At 70.9% G+C, this 10,656-nt stretch carries 11 protein-coding genes; 7 read left to right on the top strand and 4 right to left on the bottom strand.

The features are described 5' to 3' along the window. Together BFN01_RS00650 and BFN01_RS00655 are read left to right on the top strand one after the other, a co-directional pair. On the top strand, positions 1-475 hold a 475-nt coding region (locus BFN01_RS00650; protein WP_256220975.1), incomplete at its 5' end, for a LysR substrate-binding domain-containing protein. Positions 476-507: 32 nt separating this feature from the next. After that, complete coding sequence (locus tag BFN01_RS00655; protein ID WP_071640490.1) at positions 508-1,152, top strand: DUF6226 family protein; 645 nt, start codon at positions 508-510, stop codon at positions 1,150-1,152. Between the two features lie 16 nt (positions 1,153-1,168). On the opposite strand, the gene BFN01_RS00660 is transcribed toward BFN01_RS00655, so the two are convergent. The 4 genes from BFN01_RS00660 to BFN01_RS00675 are packed head-to-tail and all read right to left on the bottom strand — an operon-like array spanning position 1,169 to position 4,814. Next, positions 1,169-2,080 (bottom strand): site-specific DNA-methyltransferase, encoded by a 912-nt coding sequence (locus BFN01_RS00660; protein ID WP_071640492.1) that lies wholly within the window; start codon positions 2,078-2,080, stop codon positions 1,169-1,171. Then, positions 2,059-3,108, bottom strand: a complete 1,050-nt coding sequence (locus BFN01_RS00665; RefSeq protein WP_071640494.1) for a biotin/lipoate A/B protein ligase family protein — start codon at positions 3,106-3,108, stop codon at positions 2,059-2,061. Before BFN01_RS00665 ends, BFN01_RS00660 begins: the two co-directional genes overlap by 22 nt. Before the next feature lie 45 nt (positions 3,109-3,153). Further along, a complete protein-coding gene (locus BFN01_RS00670; RefSeq protein WP_071640496.1) occupies positions 3,154-4,017 on the bottom strand; it encodes an alpha/beta fold hydrolase in 864 nt (287 codons plus the stop codon). A gap of 44 nt (positions 4,018-4,061) precedes the next feature. Then, positions 4,062-4,814, bottom strand: coding sequence for a copper homeostasis protein CutC (locus BFN01_RS00675; protein ID WP_071640498.1), 753 nt, complete (start codon positions 4,812-4,814; stop codon positions 4,062-4,064). Between the two features lie 99 nt (positions 4,815-4,913). On the opposite strand from BFN01_RS00675, the gene BFN01_RS00680 reads away from it, so the two are divergent. From BFN01_RS00680 to BFN01_RS00700, 5 genes are all read left to right on the top strand, one after another. Continuing rightward, the gene (locus tag BFN01_RS00680) at positions 4,914-5,345 is read left to right on the top strand and encodes a MarR family winged helix-turn-helix transcriptional regulator (protein ID WP_071640500.1); all 432 of its coding nucleotides are present in this window, start codon (positions 4,914-4,916) and stop codon (positions 5,343-5,345) included. Next, entirely contained in the window at positions 5,342-6,697 is a 1,356-nt protein-coding gene (locus tag BFN01_RS00685) for an MFS transporter (protein ID WP_256220976.1), read from the top strand. The genes BFN01_RS00680 and BFN01_RS00685 overlap by 4 nt, the downstream gene beginning before the upstream one ends. Positions 6,698-6,776: 79 nt before the next feature. Beyond that, positions 6,777-7,043 carry a hypothetical protein gene (locus BFN01_RS00690; protein WP_256220977.1) on the top strand — a complete coding sequence of 89 codons (267 nt, stop codon included), beginning with the start codon at positions 6,777-6,779 and terminating at the stop codon, positions 7,041-7,043. 29 nt (positions 7,044-7,072) lie between these two features. Further along, on the top strand, positions 7,073-8,932 hold the full coding sequence (locus BFN01_RS00695) for a BCCT family transporter (RefSeq protein WP_083428560.1): 1,860 nt from the start codon (positions 7,073-7,075) through the stop codon (positions 8,930-8,932). A 47-nt stretch (positions 8,933-8,979) separates the two neighbouring features. After that, positions 8,980-10,557: a molybdopterin-dependent oxidoreductase gene (locus tag BFN01_RS00700; protein WP_071640502.1), complete on the top strand. Its 1,578-nt coding sequence runs from the start codon at positions 8,980-8,982 to the stop codon at positions 10,555-10,557. Positions 10,558-10,656: the final 99 nt, after the last annotated feature.

The raw sequence follows: 10,656 nt of genomic DNA on the forward strand, positions 1-10,656 counted from the left end.
CGACCTGGTGATCGCCGAGCAGTATCCCGGGCAGACCCGCGAGCAGCGCGACGGCGTGGTGCACGAGCTGCTCGGCGAGGATCCGATTCGCATCGTGCTGCCGCCCACTGAGCATCCGCTCTCCCTGCCTGAGCTGCGCGACCGGGTGTGGGTGATGGAGCCCGAGGGCACCGCCGTGCGGCAGTGGACCGTGCAGCAGTGCCGCGCGGCCGGGTTCGAGCCCGACGTGCGCTTCGAAGCCGCCGACCTCACCGCGCACGTCCGCCTGGTGGCATCCGGTCACGCCGTGGGCATGCTGCCCGACCTCATCTGGGGCGACGAGCCCAGCCCGCTCACCGTCGCCGACCTGCCCGGCTCGCCCGTGCGCGAGGTCTTCACCGCCGTGCGTGCGGCGTCGCGTGCGCACGAGGCGGTCGATGTCGTGCGCACCGCGCTGCGCGACGCCTTCGCCGCGCACCGCCGCGTCGCGCGGTAGACCCCGTCGCCGCTCTGCGTGAGGATGGGGGCGTGACCCCCTATGTGCGCCCCGCGATCGAGTCGCCGGTCTTCCGCGACGACGACGGCCACGTGATCGACTACGGGCACAGGTGGCCGGACTCGCCGCCCGACGACGCCTATTCGGTCGAGCGCGACACCGAGCGCTTCGCTCCGCTGCACGCGATCGCCGATGCGCTCATCGCTCATCTGGCCCGCACCTACGACGTGCACCTGCTGGAGGGCATCGAGGTCGCCGCCGACCTGCTGCACCCGCACCACGACGTCGTGCGCGCCGTGCGGGTGACGCCGAACAACTCGGCGTCAGCGACGCTGACCTTCGTATTCACCGGGTTCCCCGGCATCCTTCTGCATGCCGGACTGCTGCACGACTTCCGCTACCCGCCCTGTGGATGCGAGGCCTGCGATGAGGAATGGTCGGGCCAGGCCGACGATCTCGAGCGGCAGGTTCTCGCAGTCGTGACCGGACATTACCGGGAGAGCGTCGGGCGCGGCCGTCGGCCGTGGATCGAATCCGAGACGACGTTCGACAACGGAACGAGCTCGAGCCGGTCACGTGGCGAGGATGTGCCGCCAGAGCGGCTGGCATCTGCGCTCGAGGCGCTCGCCGGCCGCTCAGGGCCGTGGGCTGCGTGGCCTCTGGCACCCATGCGGTGAGTCGGACCACGCGGGGTCAGACCTCGCGCACCTCGGCGTGCGGGATCCGGTCGCGCATCACGCGGATCGCCTCGGGGTTGTCGTCGACGAGAACCGCGTCCCGCCCCAGTGCCGAGGCGACCGCGCCGGTGGTGCCGGACCCGGCGAACAGGTCGAGCACCCGGTCGCCGGGTCGCGACGACGCCTGCACGATGCGGCGCAGCACCCCCTCGGGCTTCTGGGTGGGATAGCCGGTCTTCTCCCGCCCGGTCGTGGGCACGATCGTGTGCCACCACACGTCGGTGGGCAGCTTGCCGCGCGCGGCCTTCTCGGCCGTGACGAGACCCGGCGCCATGTACGGCTCACGGTCGACGTCGACGGCGTTGAACACGTGCCGGCCGGGGTTCTTCGCGTACACGAGGATCGTGTCGTGCTTGGTGGGCCATCGGCTGCGCGACTTCGCGCCGTAGTCGTACGCCCAGATGAGCTCGTTCAGGAAGCAGTCGCGCCCGAACACGGCATCCATCATCACCTTCGCGTAGTGCGCCTCGCGGTAGTCGAGATGCAGGTACAGCGTGCCGTCGTCGGCGAGCAGCCGCCACGCCTCCTCGAGCCGCGGCACGAGGAAGTCGCCGTAGTCGTCGAAGCGGTCGTCGAAGCTGCGCAGCATGCCGCGCACCCGCTCGTACGAGTGCCCGTGGAACCCGTACCGGATCTCCTTCGCCACCTCGAGCGGCTCTGCCTCGGCAGCCTCCGCGTCGGAGGGCACGAGGCGGCGTGCGGTGACGACCTCGCGGCCGCGGGTGCGGCCGGTGTTGAACGGCGGGTCGAGGTAGACGAGGGTGAAGGATCCGGATGCCAGCGACGCGGCGACCTCGAGGTTGTCACCCTCGATGATGTCGACGGCGCCGGGGTGGGGCGTGCCGGTCACGGCACGCGGTGCAGCCACGCGTCGGTCGCGAACTTGCTCTCGACGAGAGCCTCGGCGGCCGCGTACTCGTCGGCGGAGATCGCGCCGTCTTCAGCGCCGGTGAGCGTGCGGAAGGTCGCCTTGAAGCGCTCGATGATCTCGGCGCGCTCCATGCCTGTCTGCGTGCGCAGCGGGTCGACGCGCTTGGCTGCAGACGTGGTGCCCTTGTCGCTGAGCTTCTCGCGGCCGATGCGCAGCACCTCGGTCATCACCTGGCCGTCGATGTCGTACGAGATCGTCGCGTGGTGCAGCACGCCGCCGTTCGCGAGCCGCTTCTGCGCGGCGCCGCCGATCTTTCCGGTGGGCGATGCGATGTCGTTGAGCGGCTGGTAGGTCGCGTCGATGCCGACCGAGCGCAGCGCCTGCAGCACCCAGTCATCGAGGAAGGCATACGAGTCGGCGAAGGTCATGCCCTGCACGAGCGATGCGGGCACGTACAGCGAGTAGGTGATGATCTGCCCCGCGGCCATCATCATCGCGCCACCGCCCGAGATGCGGCGCACGACGTCGAAGCCGTGGCGAGCCGCGCCCTCCGGGTCGACCTCGTTGCGGTACGACTGGAACGATCCGATCACGACCGCCGACTCGTCCCATTCCCAGATGCGCAGGGTCGGGCGGCGACGCCCCTCCCCCACGCGCGATGTGAGCACCTCGTCGAGGGCGAGGTTCATGCGCGGCGAGACCGCCTTCTCGTGCACGATCTCCCAGTCGAAGTCACGCCAGCCCGGTGCGGTCACGAGCGCCCTGCGCACCGCGGTGCCGACGGCCTCGGGCGAGAATCCCAGCAGCTGGGCCCCCTCGGGCAGGGCGGCGCGCACGGCGGCGGCGATCGTGGCCGCGTCGGCCTCGACGGGCATGCCCTCGACGGCGCCGTTGATGGCGTCGAGCGCCGTGTCGGGCTCGAGGAAGAAGTCGCCCGCGAGGCGGAAGTCGCGGATCAGTCCGTCTGCGACCTCGAGGTCGACGACGACGAGCTTTCCACCGGGAACCTTGTACTCACCATGCACGCGTCCAGCCTAACCGCGCCCGCCGCGCACGGTCGGGCCGGCGACTCAGGCCTGCGCCGGGAGGCGCGCGTCGAGCCACGCGACCAGGTCGGCGCGCACGTCGTCCTGCTGCAGCTCGTTGAACAGCTCATGGCGTGCGTCGGGATAGACCAGCGTGGTCACATCGGTCAGGCCGGAGCGGGTGCGGTACGCGTCGGCGAGCTTGTGCACGCTGCGCGGACCGCCGACCGGGTCGTCCCCTCCGACCATCAGCAGCACGGGCATCCGGCGGCCGAGGTCCTTCTTCGGCAGTCCGTACAGTCGCGCGGCCTCGATCGGCCCGAACAGGGTGAGCAGCGGCACCTCGGTCGTCAGCGGGTCGTCGCGGAACGCCGCCCAGATCGCCTCGTCGCGCGAGAGCCATTCGAGCCCGTGCGCGTGCGGCCCCCTCCATCTCGCGTTCAGCGGGCGCGGGTTGAGATCGGTCGGGGTGCGCAGGGCCGAACCGGTGAGCACGACCGCGTCGTACGCCTCGGGATGCCGGTTCAGCAGCATCTGCGCCAGGAACGATCCCCATGAGTGGCCCAGCAGGACGAGCGGGAGGTCGGGATGCTCGGCGCGGAGGATCTCGGTGAGCTGCCAGCACGCGTCGACGGCAGCGCGCAGGCCGCCCCGACCCAGGCGGCCGAGCTTCGCCGGGTCGCCGTGCTGCCGGATGCCCGTGCGCCCGTGTCCGCGGTGGTCATCGGCGTAGACGTGGAACCCCGCCTCGACGAGCACCTCGATGGTGCGCGCGTACCGGCCGGCGTGCTCGCCCACGCCGTGCAGCAGCTGCACCACGCCCCTGGCGGTTCCTGCGGCCTCATAGACGTCGTAGACGATGGCGATGCCGTGGGCATCGACGAACTCAGCAGTGCGGGGGGCGGCCATGCCCCGAGTCTACGGAGCGGTGCGATCCGAGAGGCGCCAGGCCGTCACGCCGCGTGCGACGTCGTGAGCGCGTCGACGATCGAGCGCGCGGCGGCGAGGTCGGTGACCTCGTGTCCTCCGACGCCGTCGCTGGCCGAGCCCAGCCGCACACCGCCGTCGACGGAGACCGTGCGCTTGGCTGAGAAGTGCACGGCATCGACCCCGGACCCGGCGACGGCGGCGACGTCGGTCGCGGTGATCCCGCTGCCTGCCATCACCTCGATGCCTCCGGCCGCTTCGCGCACCAGGGCGCGCAGCATGTCGAGGCCGTCGACCGCTCGGGAGGCGCCTCCCGAGGTGAGCACCCGGCGAAGACCGAGCTCGCGGGCGAGGCGCAGCGCCTCGAGCGGGTCGGGTGTGGTGTCGATCACACGGTGCAGCGTGACGGGCGCGCTGCCCGCCGCGTCGCGAAGCCTCGCGAGGCCGTCGCGGTCGAGCGCGCCGCTCGCGTCCTGGCATCCGATCACCACACCGTGCGCACCCGCGGCGAGCGCATGGCGGATGTCGCGCTCCATCACCGCGAACTCGTCGCGGTCGTAGCAGAAGTCGCCGGCCCGCGGGCGGATCAGCACGTGCACCTCGGGCGCATCCCCCTCGCCCGCCTCGCCCGCCTCGCGCACGAGTTCGATCGTGGCGCGCGACGGGGTGAGGCCGCCGAGGCTGAGCGCCTGGGTCAGCTCGACCCGGGTGGCGCCGATCTCACGCGCGATGCGCATGCCGGCGGCGTTCTGGACGGCCACTTCGAGGTCGAGAAGCATGAGAATTATTCTCGCACTCGCGTCGGCCCGGCGACAGGTGTGCGGGCATCATTTTCACCCAGCGCCACCGGGGCGAATATTAGTTAGACTATCTAAGTAATGACCCACGACTTCGATGACTCCGCCGCCGAGCTGCGCTACGCGCTGTTCCGCCTCACCCGACGCCTCCGATCCGCCCGCGCCGTCGACGCGATGAGCGATGCGCAGCTCGCCATCCTCGGCGCGCTGCGCACCCACGGACGACGCACCCTGTCGGGCCTCGCCGAACACGAGCATGTGACGGCCCCGACGATGAGCGCCACGGTGAACGGTCTCGCCGATCTCGGACTCGTGATCCGGGTGCCGGACGAGGATGACCGGCGCCGCGTCTACGTCGAGCTGACCGCGCAGGGCGAGAGCGTCGTGGCCGAGACGATCCGCAAGCGGAACCGCCTGCTCGCCGATCTCATCGACGCGCAGCGGTTCGACGACGACGAGCTCGCCGTCCTCGACGCCGCGTCCGCTCTGCTGAAGAGGATGGCCGACGCATGAACACCTCGTCCGGCATGTTCCGCTCGTTCCGCAACGTCAACTACCGCACCTGGTTCCTCGGCGGTGTCATCTCGAACATCGGCGGGTGGATGCAGGCCACCGCCCAGGACTGGGTGGTGCTGACCGAGCTCACCGACAACGACGCCACGGCCATGGGCGTCACCATGGCCCTGCAGTTCGGGCCTCCCCTGGTGCTCGTCAGCATGACCGGATGGGTGGCCGATCGCTTCGACCGGCGCAAGGTGCTGCTGTGCACGCAGACCGCGCTCATGCTGCTCGCCCTCGGGGTGGCGGCGCTGCTGCTGACCGGCGTGATGACCCTGCCGCTGATGTTCGTGTTCGCCGCCGCGTTCGGCGTCGCCAACGCGTTCGACGCCCCCGCGAGGCAGGCGTTCGTGTCCGACATGGTCAGCCTGGAGGACACCTCCAACGCCGTGGCCCTGAACTCGGCGGCCTTCAACATGGCGCGCCTGGTCGGACCCGCAGTCGGCGGCATCCTCATCGTGCTGCTCGGCTCGGGCTGGGTGTTCGTCGCCAACGCGGTCACCTTCCTCGCGATGATCGTCGCTCTGACGCTGATCCGCGTCAACGAGCTGACACCGCGTGTGAAGGGCAGACGCGACGGAGGCCTCGGCGAGGGCTTCCGCTACGTGTGGCGCCGCCCCGACCTCATGGTCGTGTTCGTGATGGTGTTCCTCATCGGCGCGTTCGGCATGAACTTCCCCATCTTCGCCTCGACCATGGCGCTCGAGTTCGGCCGTGACGCAGACGGCTACGGCCTGCTCAGCTCGGTGCTCGCGATCGGCTCGCTGGCCGGCGCCCTGCTCGCCGCGCGCCGCGATCGCGCCCGCGTACGCGTGCTGGTGATGGCGGCGGGAGGGTTCGGCGTGGCATCCCTCGTCTCGGCCGCGATGCCCAGCTACGTGACCTACGCGGCGGTGCTGGTTCTGGTCGGCTTCTCGACGGTCTCGATGCTCACCACCGCCAACGGATACGTGCAGACCACCACCGACGCGGCCCTGCGCGGGCGCGTGCTGGCGCTGTACATGGCGGTGATCATGGGCTCCACCCCGGTCGGCGCGCCGATCGCCGGATGGATCGTCGACACGTTCTCCGCTCGCACCGCCATCGCGGTCGGCGGCATCGCGGGCATCGTCGCCTTCGGGATCGGCGTCGGGTGGATGCTGTGGTCGGGCAGGCTGCATCGCCACGAGGGACGGAGATTCCGGCTGACCCTCGATGAGACGCGTCCGCTGTCGGTGATCCGGTCGATGAACCCGGGCTCGTTCGACGAGCGGCCCACGGCTGCCACCCCGATCCGGCTGACCGACCCGCACGACGACGAGCGCTGATCGGCGCGGCCGGTCCGTCGCCGGCCGCGCACTGTCAAGGGGGTGGCCCCTCGACGCCGGGACGCATACCTTCTCGGGCATGAACGAGCAGACTCCGATGTACGGATCCCCTGACGGACAGCACCCGCACGTTCCCGGGCACGACCCGCAGGGCAGTGGCCTGCCGCGCCAGCGGGAGGCCGGGCAGGCCGAGCCCGCCGCACCCGCAGACGACACCTCGTCCGGGCCGGTCGACGACGACGCCCCGCTCGGCGGCGACGAGAACACCGAAGACCAGCTGACCGCCGACACGGCCGTCGAGCGCGACGCACTGAAGTCGCTCGACCCCGACGACACGCCCGCGTGACGGCGCAGGATCCCGGTACGGTGGGCGGCATGAGCGAGAGCACAGACGTGTCGGATCCGACCGTCACCCCGACGAAGCGCGAGCCGCAGGTGCTGCGGTGGGTCTTCTGGCCGGCGGCCACGATCGTGCTGGCATTCGCGCTGTTCGCGCTGCTGCTGCCCGGCGTCGCCGAGACGGCGTTCCAGGCGGTGCAGACGAGCATCGTCAACGCGTTCAACTGGTACTACGTACTGATCGCCGCGTTCTTCGTGGCGTTCTGCCTGTTCCTCGGGTTCAGTCGCTTCGGCGACATCAAGCTCGGGCGCGACGATGAGGAGCCGGAGTTCTCGGCGATGAGCTGGTTCGCGCTGCTGTTCGCGGCGGGAATGGGCATCGGGCTCGTCTTCTACGGCGTGAGCGAGCCGCTGTCGCACTTCACGAGCCCGCGGCCCGGCGTCGAGGGCACGCCCTCCCAGCTCGCGCAGGCGGCGCTGGGACAGACCTATCTGCACTGGGGCGTGCACGCCTGGTCGATCTACGTGGTGATCGGCCTCGCCCTCGCATACGCGATCCACCGCCGGCGCCGCCCGATCTCGATCCGGTGGACCCTCGAGCCTCTGCTCGGCAAGAAGGTCGAAGGCGGGTGGGGCCACGCGATCGACGTCATCGCGCTGGTGGGCACCCTGTTCGGTGTCGCCACCTCGCTCGGTCTCGGTGTGCTGCAGATGAGCGCTGGCCTGCACTCGGCCGGCATCGCCGACCCCGACGAGACGACCCAGGTCATCCTCATCCTGGTCATCTCGGTGTTCGTGCTCATGTCGGTGCTGTCTGGCGTGACCAAGGGCATGAAGTGGCTCTCGAACGCCAACCTCGTCCTCGCCGGCATCCTCGTCGTCTACCTGCTGGTGATGGGACCCACCGAGTTCCTGCTGCGCGACTTCGTGCAGTCGATCGGGTACTACATCCAGAACTTCGTCGGGCTCTCGTTCAACGTCAGCGCCTTCCAGGGCACGGCGGGCGAGCAGTGGCAGGCGTCGTGGACCTCGTTCTACTGGGGCTGGTGGATCTCGTGGGCGCCGTTCGTGGGCATCTTCATCGCGCGCGTCTCGAAGGGCCGCACGGTGCGGGAGTTCGTGGTCGGCGTGATCCTCGTGCCGACGCTGCTCGGCATCCTGTGGTTCGCCGTGCTCGGCGGCTCGGCCCTCGCCCTCGAGCTTCGGGAGCCCGGGACGCTCACCGGCGCCGACGGCGCAGTCGACCTGCAGGGAGCCCTGTTCAGCCTGCTGCAGAACGTGCCGGGATCGACGGTCGTGAGCATCGGCGCCATCCTGCTTCTCGCGATCTTCTTCATCACCTCCGCCGACTCCGGCGCGCTGGTGATGGGGATGATCGCGACGGGCGGCGAGCCGGAGCCCAAGCGCTGGATCCGCGTGTTCTTCGTCGCCGTCACCGCGCTTCTCGCCATCGCCCTGCTGCTCTCGGGCGGGCTGACCGCCCTGCAGACGGCGGCCATCACGATCGCGCTGCCGTTCAGCGTCGTCATGCTGCTGATGTGCTGGTCGACCGTGGTGGCATTCAGCCGCGAGCGTCGCGCGTATGCGAAGGCCGAGCGAGCGCAGTTCATCGACAAAATCGGCGACTACTACGGGCTCGAGGTCGAGGCGCACGACGCCACCGGGGTGTTCGGGGCGCAGCCGCGATGGATGCGTCGCGTGCAGCGCACGTTCGGGCTGCCGGTGGCGCCGGCCGACCCCGCGCGCGCGACGCCGGGGGCGCTGTCGGCCGAGAGCCATGTCGACGCCACGCCGTCGACGCTCGACGTCGACCAGCTCATCGCCCAGGACGAGCTGTCGGGCCTGGACGATCCGGACGCCCGACAGCAGGACACCGGGCAGTTCCTGAAGGACTGACGCCGTTTCCGCGAGGCTCCGCCGCGCGGCGCGCGTAGCCTGGAGGGATGGATGCATCACCCGGGCGGCGCGGCATGGCCGCAGCCGCCGGCGTGGGCGCAGCGGCCCTCGGTGCGGGCGCAGGTGAGCTGCTCGCCGCCCTGTTCGCCCCCTCCGCCAGCCCGTTCGCCGTGATCGGCGGCACACTGATCGACGCCGCCCCGACCTGGGCGAAGGACACCGCCATCGCGTGGTTCGGCACCGCCGACAAGACCGCGCTGCTCGTCGGCATCGGCATCGTCCTGCTCGCCCTGGCCGCCGCAGCCGGGATCGCCGAGGCCCGCTGGTCGCGCTCCGGGGTGATCGCGCTCGCGGTGATCGGCGTCGCCGCGGGCGCGCTGGCGCTCACCCGGGCGGATGCGGGGCTGCTGAGCTGGCTGCCGTCGGTGCTCGCCGGCGCGATCGCCGCGGTCGCGCTGCGGATGCTGCTGCGCAGTGCGGCGTTCGCGGGAGCGACCGCGTCGCCGCCGGCCTCGGCCGATCGCGCCGAGGTCAGGGCTCCCGACGCGGCGACCGACCCGTCGCGACGACGCTTCCTGGCGTGGGCGGGCGGCACCGCTCTCGTCGGCGTGGCCGTGGGTGTCGCCGGTGCCCTGACGAAGGCGGGGTCGGCCGCGGTCTCGACCGTGCGCGAGGCGATCCGGCTGCCCCGCCCGGCGACGCCGGCGCCTGCCGTGCCGTCGGGAGCGGCCCTCGAGGTGCCGGGCCTGGCGCCCCTGATCACCCCGAACCGCGACTTCTACCGCATCGACACCGCGCTGATCGTGCCGACCGTCGACCCGGCCGACTGGCGACTGCGCATCCACGGCATGGTCGCGGACGAGGTCACCCTCACCTGGGACGAGCTGCTGGCGCTCCCGCTGACCGAGCGCGCGGTGACGCTGTCGTGCGTGTCGAACCCGGTCGGCGGCGACCTGGTCGGCACGGCCGTCTGGCTCGGGTATCCGATCAGGGAGCTGCTGCAGCGCGCCGGTGTCGACGCGGACGCCGACATGGTGCTCTCGACGTCGGCCGACGGATTCACCGCGGGTACGCCGCTGGAGGCGCTCACCGACGACCGGGATGCCCTGCTGGCGATCGGCATGAACGGCGAGCCGCTGCCGCTGGCGCACGGCTTCCCCGTCCGGATGGTCGTGCCGGGGCTGTACGGCTATGTGTCGGCGACGAAGTGGGTCACCGACCTCGAGGTGACGCGCTTCGACCGTGCACGCGCCTACTGGACCGATCGCGGCTGGTCGGAGCGGGGGCCGATCAAACTGCAGTCCCGCATCGACGTTCCGCGAGCGGGTCGTGCCGTCGACGCCGGCGATGCGGTGATCGCCGGCGTCGCCTGGCAGCCTGGCACCGGGATCTCCGGCGTCGAGGTGCAGATCGACGACGGGCTGTGGGAGGGCGCCGAGCTGGCATCCGCTCTCTCCGCCGACACCTGGGTGCAGTGGCGGATGCCCTGGCGCGCCGAAGCCGGCGAGCACAGCATCCGCTGCCGTGCGATCGCCGCCGACGGCACCGTGCAGACCGACGCCGTGGCCGCGCCCGCGCCGGATGGCGCCAGCGGGTGGCACACGATCGACGTCACCGTCTCCTGACGCCGAGAAACCACTGTCAGCGTGCTGTCTCTTATACACATCTAATGTTTTCACATAAGCATTATCTCTTCCACGTATATTCCCTTCTTCTACCTCTCT

This window comes from Microbacterium sp. AR7-10 (assembly GCF_001878835.1).
Taxonomy (GTDB): domain Bacteria; phylum Actinomycetota; class Actinomycetes; order Actinomycetales; family Microbacteriaceae; genus Microbacterium; species Microbacterium commune.

What these genes read in the sequence shown, in the direction of transcription:
- BFN01_RS00670 (WP_071640496.1), bottom strand. Translation starts at nt 4,017, where the DNA reads ATGGCCGCCCCCCGCACTGCTGAGTTCGTCGATGCCCACGGCATCGCC.
- BFN01_RS00700 (WP_071640502.1), top strand. Translation starts at nt 8,980, where the DNA reads ATGGATGCATCACCCGGGCGGCGCGGCATGGCCGCAGCCGCCGGCGTG.
- BFN01_RS00685 (WP_256220976.1), top strand. Translation starts at nt 5,342, where the DNA reads ATGAACACCTCGTCCGGCATGTTCCGCTCGTTCCGCAACGTCAACTAC.
- BFN01_RS00690 (WP_256220977.1), top strand. Translation starts at nt 6,777, where the DNA reads ATGAACGAGCAGACTCCGATGTACGGATCCCCTGACGGACAGCACCCG.
- BFN01_RS00695 (WP_083428560.1), top strand. Translation starts at nt 7,073, where the DNA reads ATGAGCGAGAGCACAGACGTGTCGGATCCGACCGTCACCCCGACGAAG.
- BFN01_RS00675 (WP_071640498.1), bottom strand. Translation starts at nt 4,814, where the DNA reads ATGCTTCTCGACCTCGAAGTGGCCGTCCAGAACGCCGCCGGCATGCGC.
- BFN01_RS00680 (WP_071640500.1), top strand. Translation starts at nt 4,914, where the DNA reads ATGACCCACGACTTCGATGACTCCGCCGCCGAGCTGCGCTACGCGCTG.